General features: G+C 31.5%; 14 protein-coding genes and 19 tRNA genes. 3 read left to right on the forward strand and 30 right to left on the reverse strand.

The window, feature by feature from the left end:
* Positions 1-52: 52 nt before the first annotated feature.
* The 9 genes from RBU61_RS11715 to RBU61_RS11755 form a co-directional block, all read right to left on the reverse strand.
* The gene (locus RBU61_RS11715) at positions 53-838 is read right to left on the reverse strand and encodes an ABC transporter permease (RefSeq protein ID WP_308875622.1); all 786 of its coding nucleotides are present in this window, start codon (positions 836-838) and stop codon (positions 53-55) included.
* Complete coding sequence (locus tag RBU61_RS11720) at positions 832-1,671, reverse strand: ABC transporter permease (protein WP_308875623.1); 840 nt, start codon at positions 1,669-1,671, stop codon at positions 832-834. The genes RBU61_RS11715 and RBU61_RS11720 overlap by 7 nt, the downstream gene beginning before the upstream one ends.
* On the reverse strand, positions 1,668-2,708 hold the full coding sequence (gene potA / locus RBU61_RS11725) for a spermidine/putrescine ABC transporter ATP-binding protein (RefSeq protein WP_308875624.1): 1,041 nt from the start codon (positions 2,706-2,708) through the stop codon (positions 1,668-1,670). The genes RBU61_RS11720 and potA overlap by 4 nt, the downstream gene beginning before the upstream one ends.
* A gap of 19 nt (positions 2,709-2,727) precedes the next feature.
* Positions 2,728-3,267: an XRE family transcriptional regulator gene (locus RBU61_RS11730; RefSeq protein ID WP_308875625.1), complete on the reverse strand. Its 540-nt coding sequence runs from the start codon at positions 3,265-3,267 to the stop codon at positions 2,728-2,730.
* 290 nt (positions 3,268-3,557) lie between these two features.
* Positions 3,558-4,313 (reverse strand): TPM domain-containing protein, encoded by a 756-nt coding sequence (locus RBU61_RS11735; RefSeq protein ID WP_308875626.1) that lies wholly within the window; start codon positions 4,311-4,313, stop codon positions 3,558-3,560.
* A gap of 12 nt (positions 4,314-4,325) precedes the next feature.
* Entirely contained in the window at positions 4,326-4,907 is a 582-nt protein-coding gene (locus tag RBU61_RS11740; protein ID WP_308875628.1) for a LemA family protein, read from the reverse strand.
* A gap of 15 nt (positions 4,908-4,922) precedes the next feature.
* Positions 4,923-6,089, reverse strand: coding sequence for a tRNA uracil 4-sulfurtransferase ThiI (thiI, locus tag RBU61_RS11745; RefSeq protein ID WP_308875629.1), 1,167 nt, complete (start codon positions 6,087-6,089; stop codon positions 4,923-4,925).
* 4 nt (positions 6,090-6,093) lie between these two features.
* Complete coding sequence (locus RBU61_RS11750; RefSeq protein ID WP_308875630.1) at positions 6,094-7,248, reverse strand: cysteine desulfurase family protein; 1,155 nt, start codon at positions 7,246-7,248, stop codon at positions 6,094-6,096.
* A 19-nt stretch (positions 7,249-7,267) separates the two neighbouring features.
* The gene (locus tag RBU61_RS11755) at positions 7,268-7,870 is read right to left on the reverse strand and encodes a lactate utilization protein (protein WP_308875631.1); all 603 of its coding nucleotides are present in this window, start codon (positions 7,868-7,870) and stop codon (positions 7,268-7,270) included.
* A 372-nt stretch (positions 7,871-8,242) separates the two neighbouring features.
* On the opposite strand from RBU61_RS11755, the gene RBU61_RS11760 reads away from it, so the two are divergent.
* A complete protein-coding gene (locus RBU61_RS11760) occupies positions 8,243-9,229 on the forward strand; it encodes an asparaginase (protein ID WP_308875633.1) in 987 nt (328 codons plus the stop codon).
* Positions 9,230-9,376: 147 nt separating this feature from the next.
* Here RBU61_RS11760 and RBU61_RS11765 read toward each other — a convergent pair whose 3' ends face one another.
* Positions 9,377-10,441 (reverse strand): hypothetical protein, encoded by a 1,065-nt coding sequence (locus tag RBU61_RS11765; RefSeq protein ID WP_308875634.1) that lies wholly within the window; start codon positions 10,439-10,441, stop codon positions 9,377-9,379.
* A gap of 163 nt (positions 10,442-10,604) precedes the next feature.
* On the opposite strand from RBU61_RS11765, the gene RBU61_RS11770 reads away from it, so the two are divergent.
* A complete protein-coding gene (locus tag RBU61_RS11770; protein WP_308875636.1) occupies positions 10,605-11,606 on the forward strand; it encodes a hypothetical protein in 1,002 nt (333 codons plus the stop codon).
* Positions 11,607-11,646: 40 nt separating this feature from the next.
* Here the strand turns inward: RBU61_RS11770 and RBU61_RS11775 are convergent, their stop codons facing one another.
* A complete protein-coding gene (locus RBU61_RS11775) occupies positions 11,647-13,095 on the reverse strand; it encodes a hypothetical protein (protein ID WP_308875637.1) in 1,449 nt (482 codons plus the stop codon).
* A 108-nt stretch (positions 13,096-13,203) separates the two neighbouring features.
* Here RBU61_RS11775 and RBU61_RS11780 point away from each other — a divergent pair, with 108 nt between their 5' ends.
* Positions 13,204-14,184 (forward strand): ribonuclease H-like domain-containing protein, encoded by a 981-nt coding sequence (locus RBU61_RS11780; protein WP_308875638.1) that lies wholly within the window; start codon positions 13,204-13,206, stop codon positions 14,182-14,184.
* Positions 14,185-14,221: 37 nt separating this feature from the next.
* On the opposite strand, the gene RBU61_RS11785 is transcribed toward RBU61_RS11780, so the two are convergent.
* The 19 genes from RBU61_RS11785 to RBU61_RS11875 form a co-directional block, all read right to left on the reverse strand.
* Positions 14,222-14,298 (reverse strand) — tRNA-Ile (locus RBU61_RS11785).
* Between the two features lie 25 nt (positions 14,299-14,323).
* Positions 14,324-14,400 (reverse strand) — tRNA-Ile (locus RBU61_RS11790).
* Between the two features lie 23 nt (positions 14,401-14,423).
* Positions 14,424-14,499: transfer RNA gene (locus RBU61_RS11795), tRNA-Val, on the reverse strand.
* Positions 14,500-14,541: 42 nt separating this feature from the next.
* Positions 14,542-14,616, reverse strand: a tRNA-Trp gene (locus RBU61_RS11800).
* Between the two features lie 33 nt (positions 14,617-14,649).
* A tRNA-Ile gene (locus RBU61_RS11805) sits at positions 14,650-14,726 on the reverse strand.
* A 12-nt stretch (positions 14,727-14,738) separates the two neighbouring features.
* Positions 14,739-14,814: transfer RNA gene (locus RBU61_RS11810), tRNA-Phe, on the reverse strand.
* A gap of 39 nt (positions 14,815-14,853) precedes the next feature.
* Positions 14,854-14,930: transfer RNA gene (locus RBU61_RS11815), tRNA-Ile, on the reverse strand.
* A 10-nt stretch (positions 14,931-14,940) separates the two neighbouring features.
* A tRNA-Ser gene (locus RBU61_RS11820) sits at positions 14,941-15,031 on the reverse strand.
* Positions 15,032-15,061: 30 nt separating this feature from the next.
* Positions 15,062-15,150, reverse strand: a tRNA-Ser gene (locus tag RBU61_RS11825).
* A 3-nt stretch (positions 15,151-15,153) separates the two neighbouring features.
* Positions 15,154-15,229 (reverse strand) — tRNA-Lys (locus RBU61_RS11830).
* A gap of 17 nt (positions 15,230-15,246) precedes the next feature.
* Positions 15,247-15,323, reverse strand: a tRNA-Gln gene (locus RBU61_RS11835).
* Positions 15,324-15,328: 5 nt separating this feature from the next.
* Positions 15,329-15,405 (reverse strand) — tRNA-Arg (locus RBU61_RS11840).
* Positions 15,406-15,425: 20 nt separating this feature from the next.
* Positions 15,426-15,499, reverse strand: a tRNA-Gly gene (locus RBU61_RS11845).
* A gap of 48 nt (positions 15,500-15,547) precedes the next feature.
* A tRNA-Tyr gene (locus RBU61_RS11850) sits at positions 15,548-15,632 on the reverse strand.
* Positions 15,633-15,648: 16 nt separating this feature from the next.
* Positions 15,649-15,724, reverse strand: a tRNA-Thr gene (locus RBU61_RS11855).
* Positions 15,725-15,843: 119 nt separating this feature from the next.
* A tRNA-Asp gene (locus RBU61_RS11860) sits at positions 15,844-15,920 on the reverse strand.
* 27 nt (positions 15,921-15,947) lie between these two features.
* Positions 15,948-16,023, reverse strand: a tRNA-Val gene (locus RBU61_RS11865).
* Positions 16,024-16,052: 29 nt separating this feature from the next.
* Positions 16,053-16,127 (reverse strand) — tRNA-Glu (locus RBU61_RS11870).
* Between the two features lie 14 nt (positions 16,128-16,141).
* Positions 16,142-16,218 (reverse strand) — tRNA-Met (locus RBU61_RS11875).
* Between the last annotated feature and the right edge of the window lie 22 nt (positions 16,219-16,240).

A 16,240-nucleotide genomic window follows, 5' to 3' on the forward strand; every position in this document is an offset into this window, starting at 1 on the left:
TGCAATAATCAAAGATAATACTAATAAAGAAATCCTTCTTTTTGCTTTCAAATTAGACACCTCTTTCCATTTCATTTTTTTCTGTTCTTTTATTTATTATTAATAATAATAAAATCAAACTTACAAACATTAATGTGGATAATGCATTGATTACAGGGTTTATCCCACGTCTAGACATTGAGAATATTTCTATACTAAGGTTAGATACATTGTTTCCAGTGTTGAAAAATGAAATAACAAAATCATCAATGGACAATGTAAATGCCATAAGACAACCTGTAATAATTCCTGGCATTATCTCTGGTATAATTACTTTTCTTAAGGCATAGAAAGGAGTTGCTCCAAGATCCATAGCTGCCTCTGCCAAATGTTTATTCATCTGTTTTAATTTAGGCAATACTGACAATATTACATAAGGTGTACAGAATACTATATGAGATAAAAGCATGGTAGCTAGACCAAATTCCATCTTTAAAAATCTAAATAGTGCCATAAGAGATACTGCCGTAACTATATCTGGATTTAATACTGGCAAGTAGTTTAAATTTAAGGTTATCTTCTTGCTTAGTCCAGGCATATTATATATTCCTATGGCAGCAAAGGTCCCTAGAATTGTAGAGATAATTGCTGAAAGTACTGCAACTAATAATGTATAATATAATGCCTTTAAAATTTCTGCATCTTTGAACAATTCTACATACCATTTAAATGTAAACCCAGCCCATACACCCCTTGACTTTGAGTTGTTAAAGGAGAATACTATAAGTACTATAATAGGAGCATATAGAAATAGAAATATTAAAAACGTATATAATCTTTTAAGTCCTCTACTTACCATAAGCCTCCTCCTCCTCCTTCTTTCTCTTTATCAAATCTAGATGTAAGTGCCATTGTAATCAAAATAAATATCATTAGGATTATTGACATAGATGATCCAAAATGCCAATCTCCAGTCCACCTAAATTGTTGTTCTACTAAATTACCAATCAAATTATACTTATTTCCACCTAATAATGCCGATATAACGAAAGTACTTACTGCTGGTATAAATACCATGGTTATGCCTGTAATAATTCCTGGCATACTAAGTGGAAGCACTACCTTACTAAATACCTCCAATTTACTAGCTCCTAAATCCTCCGCTGCCTCTATTAAGCTTTTTTCTATTTTAATCAATACAGTATAAATAGGTAAAACCATAAAAGGTAAGAAGTTATATACCATCCCAAGTAAAACTGCCTTGTCATTATACATTAATTCTAATGGTTTAAATCCTATTTTAGTAATTACAAAGTTTATAAACCCATTTCTACCTAGAAGAGTAAGCCAAGCATAGGTTCTCAATAAAAAGTTCATCCACATAGGTATAACCAACATTAAAACCATCATATTTCTTTTTCTTGTCTTTGCTTTTGAAATAATATAGGCCATAGGATAACCTAGTATTAGGCAGATAATAGTTGAAACAAATGCTAAATTTACAGACCTTCCTAAAACTCTTAAATACATTGGGGTAAAAAATCTTTTGAAATTATCTATGCTAAATTGGAATGTAGCAAAGTTTTGACTGTCTCCTGTAGTAAAGGCAAAATACAATATAAGGAAAAGTGGAATTACGATAAATATTGCCATCCAAAGAATATAAGGATAGGCTGCTTTTTTCATCTTCATTCTTCTCTCACCTTCTTCATTATATGGATATTTTCAGGTGAAACTACCATTCCTATTTCAGTTCCTACTGGCTTCATTATAGTTGAATGTATCATCCATTCAAATTCTTTAGATTCTACTATCATCTCATAATGAACTCCCTTAAATGTAACAGATTTAACTATTCCGTTTAATTGTCCATCTTCTATTGATACTATTTCAATATCCTCTGGTCGAATAACTACTTCTATATCTTCATTCTTGCTAAAATCTTTATCTACACATTTGAAATTTTTTCCTGAAAACTCAACTAAATAATCTTCGTGCATGATTCCATTTATTATATTACTTTCTCCTATAAATTCTGCAACAAAGGCATTTTTAGGTTCATTATATATATCTACAGGACTTCCTATTTGTTGAATTCTACCTTTATCCATTACAACTATGGTGTCTGACATAGTCAATGCTTCTTCTTGGTCATGGGTTACATAGATAAAAGTTATTCCTACTCTTTTTTGCATATTTTTTAACTCGATTTGCATATCTTTTCTAAGTTTTAAATCCAATGCTCCCAGTGGTTCGTCTAATAAAAGCACCTTTGGTTCATTGACCAATGCTCTAGCTATTGCTATTCTTTGCTGCTGCCCACCACTTAGGGACTCAATACTTCTATTTTCAAAGCCTTGCAGATTCACAAGTCTTAGCATCTCTTTAACCTTAGTATCTATTTCACCTTTGGATAATTTTTTTATCTTCAGTCCAAAGGCTATATTGTCATATACGTCTAAATGTGGAAAAAGAGCATATTTTTGAAATACAGTATTGATTTGCCTTTTATAAGGCGGAATACTTGTTATATCCTTTTCCTCAAATAATACGTTTCCTTCTGTCGGCTCTTCAAATCCACCTATTATTCTAAGAGTTGTTGTCTTTCCACATCCACTTGGTCCTAATAGAGTTAAAAATTCATTTTCTTGTATATATAAATTTATATTATTTAAAACTTTGACTCCATTGTATTCTTTCGAAATGTTTTTTAATTCTATAGTATGCATTTTCGTCCCCCCATTATCTTTAAAAATTCGGTGGTGTACTCACCCAAATAACTGAGGCTTTTGTTTTGCCTTCGTTCGCTATATAATGATTGGAATTAGCCTTATAATAAAAGCTTTCTCCTTTTCTTACTCTGTATTTTTTACTTCCTATATATAAAGAAATACTTCCACTTATTACATATCCAAATTCTTCTCCTTCATGGGGAGAATCCTCCTTAGATCTTCCGCCAGGTTGTAATTCTATCAATATAGGCTCCATTTTATTCTTCTGTGCATTTGGAATTACCCAATTTAAAGTATATTTTAATTCTTCATTTTCTGTTTCAAAGGCATCATCCTTTGAGAATACTATTTTTTCTTCTACATTTTCATTGAAAAATTCCTGCAGATTTGTTCCTAGACCTTCTAGTATATCTACTAATGTTGTTATTGAAGGAGATGTTAAGTCCCTTTCTAATTGAGATATAAATCCTTTAGTCAACTCAGACCGATCTGCTAACTCTTCTTGAGTAAGGGAATTCTGAATTCTTAGTCTCCTAATCTTTTCACCAATCTTCATAATGCACCTCCTAAAAAACTAGTTATATATTAAATAATTAGTTTATAATTACTAAACTTTTTTAGCAACTATCCCATTATAGTAAAATATTAGTATAAAAGTCAATACTTTTTTTAAATTTTTTTTATAACTTTAACCATGTAGATTACTTATTCATATCATATCCATTATATTACAGGTTTAATATATTAAAATTCAAATGTACTTTAACTGTTAATTTGTTTTTCAAGCAAAAATAAAAGGAATTGGCCCATTTTATCCAATTCCTTCTTTATATCCTTATATTTATTTTACCATTTTCCTCCTGCTCCTCCCCCTCCTGAACGTCCACCACCGCCAGAGGATTTTCTGCCTGAGGAGCCACCATATCCACCGCCTCTTCCTCCACCACCACGAAGAAAAGTATATGTTATAAACCCTCCAAAGAATTTAAAATCTATAAATAGAAATATAATTATTCCTATAATTATTAAAATTCTCATAAAAGATGGAACATATCTATCTATTTGATCTGGATCATCTATCTCATTTGTTTTATCTAAACTTATATTATATTCATCTTCTATACCATTTAATATTTGATTAAACCCTGCCAATACTCCCTTAGAATATTCACCTTCTGCAAAATATGGTTGTATATAATTACCTATTATTCTCTTTACCTTACTATCTGGAAATTGCCCTTCTAATCCATATCCTACTTCGATCCATAGTTCTCTTTCTTCAGGTACTATTAGTAATAACATTCCATTATCATATTTACTACCTATTTTCCATTTTTCAAAGAGAGCTGTAGCATAAAAATTTATATCCATATTATCTAGAGAATTTATTGCAGCCACTACTATTTGAGCACCAGTTTCACTATATATCTCTTTATTAATATCTATGATATAGTCCTCTACATCTCTATCAATTATATTAGCTTCATCATAGACATAGAAATCATAATTAGGTTCTGGAAACTTATAGTCAACACAATATGCAGATGTTGATAAAAGTATTATGATGCAAAGAATAACAAAAGAAAACTTATTCTTGGTCATTTAAAGCACCACCTAAAAATTTACTTTTGGTACTTCTGTGTCCTGTTCATTTATCTCAAAGTATTGTCTTTTATCGAATCCCAATATTTTTGCCATCACATTGGTAGGAAATCTTCTAATCTTTGTATTATAGGTTCTTACTAAATCATTATATCTCATTCTTTCTGTAGATATTCTATTTTCTGTACCTGATAATTCTACCTGAAAGTCTTGAAAGTTTTGATTTGCTTTTAGATCTGGATAATTTTCCACTATTATATTTAAACTTTTTACTGCATTTGTTAATCCTTCATCTGCTACAGCATATTCCTGTGGAGTTCTAGCATTTGTATACATAGATCTCGCTGCTGCAATACTATCTATTACTTCTTTTTCATGACTGGCATACCCCTTTACTGTTTCCAATAAATTAGGTATTAAATCCGCCCTACGTTTTAATTGATTTTCCACCTGTGCCCATGCTGCATCTACATTTTCATCTAATGTAGAAAGACTATTGTATGAGCCTATAAATGGAATGGCCAATAATATAATAACTCCAATAACAATTAATATAATAACTCCAATAACAATTGATAAGGATTTTCCCTTCATATCTTTCACCTCTAACTATTCTATTATAATCAACTCCATATTTTCTATTGCCTTATCCACCAATGTTTCTACATCTAAAGCTTCTTCTGATTTCAATATATCTTCTATTTTAGGTTTTGTAACAGGATGTTTAGGTAAAAATACTGTACAACAATCTTCAAAAGGTAAAATAGAAGTCTCAAAAGTTTCTATATCTCTTGCTATATCTATTATATCCACCTTATCAAGTCCTATTAGTGGTCTAAGAACTGGAATATCTACTGATTTATTTGTTACACTGATACCTTCTATTGTCTGGCTGGCTACCTGACCTAAACTTTCACCTGTAATAAGTGCATTTATTCCTTCTCTTTCTGCAATACGACCTGCTATTTTCATCATAAATCTTCTTGAAAGTATAGTCATTTCATTTTCTTTACACTTGCTATTGATTTCTTTTTGGATTTCTAAAAGATTTATACTATACATCTTTATTCTACCTACATATCTAGACAGTATTCTAGCTAAATCCTTTACTTTTTCTTCTGCCCTTTCACTAGTAAAAGGATAGGAGTGATAATGAACTGCAGATATTTCTAATCCTCTTTTAGCCATTAAAAAACCTGCCACAGGACTATCTATCCCACCTGATAAAAGTAATAGTCCTTTTCCATTGGTACCTAAAGGAAGACCACCATAACCCTTAATTTTATCTGTATATATATATGCGTTTTGCTTTATATCTATATATAAAAATGTATCTGGATTATGTACATCTACTTTCAGTTCATTAAAGTTTTGAAGAATCAAACCTCCTATTTGCCTAGATAACTCTGGGGATTTAATTGGAAAGTTTTTATCTGCTCTATTGGTATCTACCTTAAAAGTATTAATTTTTTCCTTGTCAATCTTTTCCCTAATTGCTACTATGGAGGCATCTTTTATTTTTTCCTCGTTTTTTTCTATTCTAATACATGGACTTATATATACAAGACCAAATACTTTTTTTAATCTATTTATCATTTGAGGAAAGTTATGTTCTTCTGCTTCTATATATATTTTTCCCTGTTCTTTATATATTTTCTCAAAACCAATATCTTTTATTACCCTTCGCATATTTTTAATCAATTGATCTTCAAAATATTTTCTATTTAGTCCTTTTAAAGCAATTTCTCCTAGACTTACTGATAGTACCTTTTCCACTTAATCACCTCATAGTTATTTGCCTAATATCTGCTACAGATTCTTTTAACACCTTTACTGTATAATCTAAATCTTCCTTCGTAATCTCATAAGAAAAACAGAATCTTATGCTTCCTTCTATTTCTTCATTTTTAAGCCCTATACTTTTTAAAACATGGCTCTTTTCAGTACCCTTAGATGAGCAAGCTGATGTAGTAGAAACATAAATTTCCTTATCCTCTAAATAATGAAGAAGTACTTCTCCTCTTACATGATTAAAAGATATATTTATGATGTATGGGGAAGAATTCTCATCTAAAGATGTATTAAATCTTATATAAGGTATTTCTTCCTCTATTTTTTGAGCAAAATATTCTTTTAATTCTCTTATATTCTCAATCTCAATTTTATGATTTTCACTCATTATTTTTACAGCTTCGCCAAATCCAATAATCCCTGTTAAGTTTTCAGTTCCTGATCTTAAACCCTTTTCTTGATTTCCACCGAAAATTAAAGGGTTAAGTATAAGTTTTTTATCTATAAATAATCCACCTATTCCTTTTGGACCATATACTTTGTGGCCACTAAAGGAATAACAATCTATTTCCCATTTTTTCAAGGCTAATTCTACTTTACCAAACCCTTGAATTCCATCTACATGAAATAGTGTGTTTGGATTTACTTTCTTTATAATATCTTTTATTTTAAATATAGGTTGAATAGAGCCAATTTCATTGTTCACGTGCATAATAGATACTAGAATAGTATCATTTCTGATGCTATTCTCTAATTCCTTTAATGATATATACCCCTGGTTATCTACATTTAAATAGGTAATATCAAATCCCTGCTGTTCATAATTCTTCATTATATTTAATACAGAAGGATGTTCTATTTTTGTAGTTATTATATGCTTTCCTCTTTTTCCAAATTTGCTTATTATACTTTGAATCGCTATATTATTACTTTCTGTTCCACCAGAAGTAAAATATATTTCATTAATGTTTACATTCAGAGCATTGGCTATATGCTCCCTTGCTATTTTTATCTTTTGTTCAGATTTCATGCCAAGTCTATGAAGTGATGATGGATTTCCAAAGTCTTCAATCATACTTTTTTGCATAATATCTACTACTTCTTTTCTTGGCTTTGTTGTAGCACAATTGTCTAAGTAAATCAAATATAATACACCTCTTCTATTAGTATCCTAATTCTTCATCTACTAAGTAAATATGAACATTTGTAGTATTTGGCTTCTTATGAATTATTGTCTCCACTTTACAAATTCTATCTGGTGATACACAATCACTACATTTTCCTGTATGAGTACAAGGAGTACTTAAGTTTAATCTTTTTGCATTTAGCGGAGCTGCTATATTTCTAATTCTATCTATTGCTTCATTGTAATCATTACATATTTTATTCTTCCCAACAACAATATAAACATCCTTATGTCCAAAAAACATAGATGCAACTCTATTTCCGTTTCCATCCATATTTATAAGTTTACCATCTAATGTTAAAGCATTAGTACTTGTAATGTAGGTATCTGATGTCATAGCTTTCTGAATAGGGTTTTCAACATCTTTTCTCCAATGCCAATATACTTCATTTCCTCTTTCTCTTAATGCTTCATATACTCCCATATCTTGTATAGTTATAGAACCCCCTACACCTACCGTATCTTCTTTTTTAATATCTAATAATAATTCTTCTTTCACTTTTATTTTATCCTCAAAGGTTTTCACTATAAAGCCATTTTTTGTTAATACCTTTTCTAATTCAATAAATTTGTTATTCATATTTACTAACCTCCTATTATTCCTACTATCCACTATATTTATTATACAAGATTTGTATATTATATTAAAGGAAAATAATCGAAATCTCAGTTTTAGCCATCTATCTTTCATTATGTGAACACTTTGTCGAATAAAAAGTTTTTTCATAAAAACTCTTGCATAATTTGTCGAGCTTTGTTATAATTAAATTGTGGTTATCCCCCTGGTAACCTCAAATAAGATCTCTATTCCCAATACCCCTTTTGAACGGTTTATTTACATCCAAAATGGGTGAAGACTCCTAGTGGAGTCTTTTTTTTTATGTTTTTTAAATGCTATAAATATGTTATATTATATTTATAATTGTCAATATAATTAATTGGAGGTATTAATATGTCTAATAAAAATAAAGTTGCCATTATCTTTACTGGCGGTACTATTTCTATGAAAATCGATCCTCGTATTCATGCAGCAATTCCAGCATTAACATCAGAAGAAATTATTGGTATGGTCACTAATATAGAAAACTTTTCTGATATTGAAGTAATAAATTATGCCAATATTCCTAGTCCACATATTACTCCTTCTATGATGATGGAAATAGCTAATTTGGTGAAGGAAGTAATAAAAAGAGAAGATATTACTAGTGTTATTGTAACTCATGGAACAGATACCTTAGAAGAAACTGCATATCTTTTAGATTTAATAATTAAAACTCACAAGCCTATAGTTGTAGTAGGAGCCATGAGAAATAGTTCTGAACTTGGATATGATGGTTCTAGCAATCTTTCTGCTGCCCTATGCACCGCTATTTCAAGCCGAGCTAAAAATAAAGGTGTTTTAGTTGTTATGAATAATGAGGTAAATGCTGCTAGTGAAGTAACAAAGACTAATACTTTATCTTTAGATACATTTAAGTCTCCGGAATTTGGACCTTTAGGAATTGTAGATAATGATGAAGTTATATTCTATAGAGATATTATATCTCATCAATTTATTGATACCAATATTATAAAAGAGAAAGTAGGTCTTATTAAGTCTGTACCAGGTATGGAATCTGATATATTAGACTTTTACATAGATAATAAATATAGTGGTTTAGTTATAGAAGCCTTAGGTAGAGGAAACTTACCCCCAGCTATGATTCCTGGTATAAAAAGAGCCATTAGTCAAAACATTCCTGTAGTTCTAGTTTCAAGATGTCCTACAGGTAGAGTTTTTGACTCCTATGGTTACGAAGGTGGTGGAAAACACCTACGTGAATTAGGTGTCATCTTTGGAGGTAATTTACCTGGACAGAAAGTAAGAATTAAGCTTATGTTAGCCCTAGGATTAACTAGCATTATGTCTGAAATCAAAGAAATTATTGAACAAAACTGATTTTTATAATTATCAAGAAAAAGGCCTATGGCCTTTTTCTTATACTTTCATATCTACCCCTAGTTCTATTGACTAAGAAATCTTCAATTTTTACTATACTTTCTTCTAATTCTTTAACTCTATCTTCTAATCTCTCTATAGTATCTTTTAAATCCTCGGAAAAATATTGTTTATCTTTTTTTTTATTGGAACTTCTAATACCTTTTCTAAAGGACCAAATCCGATAAATCTCACTTCAGGATATACACTACCAAAGGAATATTTAAGTATAATATCATCTCTAGGATTTATATTTATATATTTGTATCTAACAAAATCTATTTCCCTAGATTCATTCCACTCATATATACTATCCCAACTTTCCCCTCGATCTTCACTATATCTACTTACTACTTTGTTTAATTCTACCCATGTAATCCAAAGTTTATCTTCATAGAATATAAGATTCGGATAGGAAGGACTTCCTTCATTGGATATATATTCCGATCTATGTTTTATATATTGTCTATGCTCTTTATCATATAGTATTTTATTATATCTTATAACTAAATTCCCATCTATAAATTCACAGTAAGTCAAATGGATGGTATCATTATCTTTTATCATATCTAAGAAAATCTTATCAGTCTCTGTACTCACTATATTAAACTTATCCCCCCATTCTAAGTTTTTAATTCCAAATCTTCTTAAGTTTATTTCCTTATCATTACTATAATATGATATTAAAACATCCTCTTCTATTTTTATTATTCTAATGGGATTTAAAACTTTCTCTCTACTTATTTCATCTACTCCATATGTACTCCACTTAGTACCATCATAATAATGATGATTTATTCTATATTTGTTTTCTTTATCTTGTATTTCAATTACATAAAATATGTGGATTATCTTTCCTTCTACTATAATGTTTAGATCAAATACCTCACTTATTGGTTCAGCAGTAAGTTTTACTTCTTCTTTCTTTTTGTTTTTTAATATATTTAAAATAAGATGTCCTTCTGTATTTTGATATAGGATATAAATATTATTTGATCCATCTATTCCCATGTCATATTCTTCTAATATATCTTTAGCGATAATCTCCCTACTATCAAAGCTTGTTTCGCTTACTACCTCTTCCAATAAAATATTGTTCTTAGATTTTCTAACTAGAATCATATTATTTGAAGCCATTTCTGCAATAGTCCATTTATCAGTAAAAAAAGCCATCAAAACACCACCCTTTTATTTTATATTCTATAATTCTCTATCTACTAATAAATATTATGTCTATATACGTTATATTACAGTTTTTATTTGTAACACAATATTAATAGATAGAATATATTATGATTGAGTAGTAAAATTATATTATTAAAAAGGAGGAAATAGAATGAATCCTAAAATATTACCAGAAGACCTTACCGAAAAAAGTATTAGTGATAGATGCTGTGTTGGAAATACAGGCTGTGAATGGGATGGTACTTTAAGAAGAGTAGTTACTGAACCTATATATGTACAAAAAGTTTATGATGCGACCCTTGTAAATCTACAAGCTTTAACTACTGTTAACAACGTTAGATTTACACCAAATTTACCTGTGGGTTCAAGAATAATAAGAGTTATTGATATTAGATGTAGGAAGTTTTTTAACCCTGGAAACATAAATGATCCTCGTAATTTAGTTGTAGATCCTGAGACAGTCCTTTCAGGTGGGGAATTTGTTAGAGATGAGAAAGGAAACTTTGTAGAGGTAGTAGGTCCAGATGGACTAAGAAGTGAAAAGATAATATTTGCTGATACTACTGAATGTGATGAAAGAGGAAAAGGTACACCAGTATTCGGCACACAAAGAATTTTCCTAAGAGGAAATGTTTTAATTGAAATTGATGTATTGGTTCTAAGTGCTAATGGAAGAAGAAGTACAGTTACGTTAACTGCTAATGTTCCTATTGCTCCAGCTAATGCACCTATAATACTAACCAACTTCTTTGAATTATGTATACCTTCAGTATTTAATTCAGCATTCTTCCCAAGATTTGCTGAGTTCTGTAACGTATCATGTGAAACAAGATTAGCTACAAATAGCATTACTAGAGATATTCATATCTGCCCACAAACTGGTGAAGTAAGAATAGATTTAATCATTGCGATTTGTATAACTTGTGAAAAGAAAATAATAGTTCCTGTTCAATTATGCGTTCTTTCAACAGGATTTGTAGAATTATCACCAGAAACATCACCAATCTGTTCAACATTCCCGACTCTATTCCCTAAACAAATTGATAGCAATAGTATAGGTGATGAGACCGATCCGCCTTGCCCTCCTCATCGCCGCACTAGCTATAAAGATTTAGAGGAAGAAGAATTCTATGATGAAGATATAACAGAATAAAATATAAAGGTGTCAGTACTGACACCTTTATATTTTTATCCTATTTATCATCTAATAAATTATCGATGAAATATAGTATATAATCTACTGTAAAATTAATCTCCTCTTTAGGAACTACACGTATATCTAAAGAATATCTAATATAGTCATTAAATTCTTCAATTCCTGCAAATGGAAGTTCTATAAGAGATAATAACTTTCTCATTCTTATTTTTCTTTCTACGTTTGTCATTTTTCCTAAAGACCTATTCATATATTGAACTAAGGAATCAACTATTTGTTCTAAATAATCCTCTGCTACTATTTCCTCATCTTCTGAAAATAATACTTTATGATCTGTTAGTTTGAAATCATTATAGTAGGTTAATACTTTTTTAGTATATAATAAATCTCTGTTTAGTCCGTCATAATCAAATGATTCTCTGCCTATTGCCTCTGTATTTAAGATATTAAATTCTTCCAAGTCTCCTAGGATTTCCTTTTCTATTTTCTTAATTTCCTTTCCGATACTTTTTTCTACAGTTCCAATATCTTTCTTACTTTCATTTATAATACTTTTCATCCAATCCACATATATATCTTCTATTTCTTTTTCAATTTCCATATTTGTAATTAAATTTATAACTATAATTAGATTACTAATAAGTCCTAATTTCAAAATGAAGTTAAAGATTTTATCAGTTTGCTTATTTAAAGAAACTATTTGTTCCGCGATTTTGTCAATTTCTTCTAAGTCTTTATTAGATAAATCTATATGCCTTAATTTTTGAACTTCCCTAAAGTAATAATCAAATTTAGTACCATAGCCATTTCTTAAAGAGCTATCAAATTGTTTCTTATATTCATTTATTTGATTTTCTGCTTCTATCTTTTTAGATAGTTTGAAGTTTCTCATCATAGTGTTTTGAAGTATATTAAAATACTTATCTTTTGTTAGCCTCATTGGTAAAACTGAAATCACATTGGAAATAATATTAATATATTTAAAGTAATTTTGCTTCTGATTATTTAATAAGTTATTAACTCCATTTATTACTTCTTCTACAGCTACATTTTCATAAGGCATATTTTCATAATCTTTTTTAGTTATAATTTTAGTTCCATAGTAATCCACTAGTTCCCTAACATAAGAGAGTTCTATACTATACCCATCTATGATGGAAGACAACTCATATAATTCCTGTCTAATATTTATAACTTCTTCCAATCTATTTTTTTTCTTTTCTTCATCATTATAATATATGGAATCTTCAACTAAATTTATAAGCCTATTTACATAGCTTTCCAATGAATTTATTTCAATATTAAATTCTAATTCACTTTCATCTAAATCATCTTTTAATATTCTCTTTAGCATTATAATTCCATTAAAAACATTTAAGTAACTAGACCTTTTAATTAAATTTAATTGTTTTGTATTTAAGTATATAATTTTTTCTTTTAGTTCATTATCTTCCATAAGAGATATGCTTTTTTCAAGTTCTGTCATATTACCTTCTCCTTTCAGTCCTTTGCCAATATATATAAATTTTGATTTTATACCTATTAAAATGTATAATAATATTATAACATATCAAGGACTTAGGGTGAATTTTTTATGGAAACTATAACTAATATAATTGATCATACTTTAAATATGGAGAAATACTCTAGAAATCACAAAGTATGTTTTATGGATATTGAAACCACGGGATTAAATAGAAATAATAGTGTTATCTATTTAATTGGTCTTCTATACTTTAATGAAGATATTAAAAGCTGGATGTTAATCCAGTACTTTGCTAACAGCCTAAATAAGGAACTAGATGTTTTAAATAAATTCATAGATGATCTATCTATTTTTGATAAAATAATCACCTTCAATGGTGATTCCTTTGACATCCCTTTTATAGAACATAGGCTAAGAAAATATAATATTAACTATGTATTTGATAAAGAAAAATCCTTTGACCTTTATCAAATCATTAAGAAAAATAGGTATTATTTAAACCTACCTAATCTTAAGCTAAAAACCATTGAACGTAGTCTAGGCTTTATTAGAGAAGATAAATATACTGGTGGAGATTGTATTAAATTCTACTATGATTATATAAAATCGAAAGATGTCTTATTAAAGGAAGATATATTAAAGCATAACTATGATGATCTAGTTCATATGCTAGATATAATTGTCATATTGGATATATTAGATGAAAAGAAGAGTCTGTATATTGATTTAATAGGTAAGAGTACAAAGCTTACAATTGAAAGTATAAACAAATCTGGAGATATTTTAAATATAAGTGGAATCTTAGATACTAAATTAAAAAATAATATAAAATATTATGGAGAAGGTTATAGTATTATAACTGAGGGATTTAATAAGTTTAATCTTTCCATAGAATTTAAGGAAGGATTTATCTCCAAAGAACAAAAATGTATTTATATAGATACTAATTATATATATGATCTGCAAAATCTTAGAGATTTAACAGAGTATAAACTTCCACCTCATATAATTATATTGACAATAGAAAAAGAGTATTGTATTGATAATATAAAAAATCTCATTAAGGAAATATTTAAAAATATATTATAAACACAATAAAAAACAGACCTCATGGTCTGTTTTTTCATGGTGGGCCTTCAGGGACTCGAACCCCGGACCTACCGGTTATGAGCCGGGCGCTCTAACCGACTGAGCTAAAGGCCCATAGTATATAAATTATTATAAACTATGGTGGACCTAGGTGGACTCGAACCACCGACCTCACGCTTATCAGGCGTGCGCTCTAACCACCTGAGCTACAGGTCCAAACACTTCTTAGGTCATAAAAATGGTGGGCACAACAGGGCTCGAACCTGTGACCCCCTGCTTGTAAGGCAGGTGCTCTCCCAACTGAGCTATGCGCCCATATTATTTTAATATAATTTTACTTGATTTTTTTTGGTAATGTGGCAGGGGTGGCAGGATTTGAACCCACGACATTCGGTTTTGGAGACCGACGTTCTGCCACTGAACTACACCCCTAAGTTTTTATAATTCCAATGGTAGATAAATCATTGGTGGGCCTTCAGGGACTCGAACCCCGGACCTACCGGTTATGAGCCGGGCGCTCTAACCGACTGAGCTAAAGGCCCCAAAAACAAACATGGTGCCCGGAGCCGGAATCGAACCAGCGACACGTAGATTTTCAGTCTACTGCTCTACCGACTGAGCTATCCGGGCACGTAATAATTTAGTTTCTAAGAATTTTTATGTAATAAATGGTGGGCCTTCAGGGACTCGAACCCCGGACCTACCGGTTATGAGCCGGGCGCTCTAACCGACTGAGCTAAAGGCCCCTACCATACTTGGCGGAGAAGGAGGGATTTGAACCCTCGCGCCCCGTGAAGGACCTACTCCCTTAGCAGGGGAGCCTCTTCAGCCACTTGAGTACTTCTCCATATTCATTCTTATGGAACATAATTTAATTTGGCGGAGAGGGTGGGATTCGAACCCACGTGGGCTTGCACCCTAACGGTTTTCAAGACCGCCCCGTTATGACCGCTTCGGTACCTCTCCATCTGGTGATCCATCCGCGACTCGAACGCGGGACACCCTGATTAAAAGTCAGGTGCTCTACCGACTGAGCTAATGGATCATGATTATTAATTTTAATGGCTGGGGTGACAGGACTCGAACCTGTGGAATGCTAGAGTCAAAGTCTAGTGCCTTACCGACTTGGCTACACCCCATCATCTGGCGCGCCTAGGAGGATTCGAACCCCCGGCACACGGATTAGAAGTCCGTTGCTCTATCCTACTGAGCTATAGGCGCAAGATTTATTTAGTAAATCATGGAGCGGGTGAAGGGAATCGAACCCTCGCAACCAGCTTGGAAGGCTGGGGCTCTACCACTGAGCTACACCCGCATATTTATTTTTAATCGTAACCTACACTTCCATAGAATTAGGTTATAATGGTGGAGGAGACTGGATTCGAACCAGTGAAAGCTTAGCTAACGGATTTACAGTCCGTCCCCTTTAGCCACTTGGGTACTCCTCCCTAAGTTAATTCATAATGGAGCTGGCGAGAGGAATTGAACCCCCAACCTACTGATTACAAGTCAGTTGCTCTGCCGATTGAGCTACGCCAGCAAACATATCATTTCGCAGTCTCGCAACTCAAATCTATTTACTCGTTACACTCGTATAGATTTGGTGCTCGTTGCGTTTGACCTACATCAATTCGCTACGCTTATTGTGTTAGGTCATAATGGCGACCTGGAAGGGACTCGAACCCTCGACCTCCAGCGTGACAGGCTGGCATTCTAACCAACTGAACTACCAGGCCATTATTTTTCTAAATTAAGTCATTATATGGTGGGCACAACAGGGCTCGAACCTGTGACCCCCTGCTTGTAAGGCAGGTGCTCTCCCAACTGAGCTATGCGCCCATATTATTTTTGACCTAATTAGGTTATAATGGTGACCCCACCGGGATTCGAACCCGGGTTACCGCCGTGAAAGGGCGATGTCTTAACCGCTTGACCATGGGGCCTTATTTAATTTCTTTGGTAGCGGCGAACGGATTTGAACCGCTGACACTGCGGGTATGAACCGCATGCTCTAGCCAACTGAGCTACGCCGCCAAACTATTGATTATCATATGGT

The sequence above is a fragment of the Tissierella sp. MB52-C2 genome, assembly GCF_030931715.1.
GTDB lineage: Bacteria > Bacillota > Clostridia > Tissierellales > Tissierellaceae > Tissierella.

Coding starts and splice junctions, on each gene's coding strand:
- RBU61_RS11715 (WP_308875622.1), bottom strand. CDS start 838: ATGGTAAGTAGAGGACTTAAAAGATTATATACGTTTTTAATATTTCTA.
- RBU61_RS11720 (WP_308875623.1), bottom strand. CDS start 1,671: ATGAAGATGAAAAAAGCAGCCTATCCTTATATTCTTTGGATGGCAATA.
- potA (WP_308875624.1), bottom strand. CDS start 2,708: ATGCATACTATAGAATTAAAAAACATTTCGAAAGAATACAATGGAGTC.
- RBU61_RS11730 (WP_308875625.1), bottom strand. CDS start 3,267: ATGAAGATTGGTGAAAAGATTAGGAGACTAAGAATTCAGAATTCCCTT.
- RBU61_RS11735 (WP_308875626.1), bottom strand. CDS start 4,313: ATGACCAAGAATAAGTTTTCTTTTGTTATTCTTTGCATCATAATACTT.
- RBU61_RS11740 (WP_308875628.1), bottom strand. CDS start 4,907: ATGAAGGGAAAATCCTTATCAATTGTTATTGGAGTTATTATATTAATT.
- RBU61_RS11755 (WP_308875631.1), bottom strand. CDS start 7,870: ATGAATAACAAATTTATTGAATTAGAAAAGGTATTAACAAAAAATGGC.
- RBU61_RS11760 (WP_308875633.1), top strand. CDS start 8,243: ATGTCTAATAAAAATAAAGTTGCCATTATCTTTACTGGCGGTACTATT.
- RBU61_RS11765 (WP_308875634.1), bottom strand. CDS start 10,441: ATGGCTTTTTTTACTGATAAATGGACTATTGCAGAAATGGCTTCAAAT.
- RBU61_RS11770 (WP_308875636.1), top strand. CDS start 10,605: ATGAATCCTAAAATATTACCAGAAGACCTTACCGAAAAAAGTATTAGT.
- RBU61_RS11775 (WP_308875637.1), bottom strand. CDS start 13,095: ATGACAGAACTTGAAAAAAGCATATCTCTTATGGAAGATAATGAACTA.
- RBU61_RS11780 (WP_308875638.1), top strand. CDS start 13,204: ATGGAAACTATAACTAATATAATTGATCATACTTTAAATATGGAGAAA.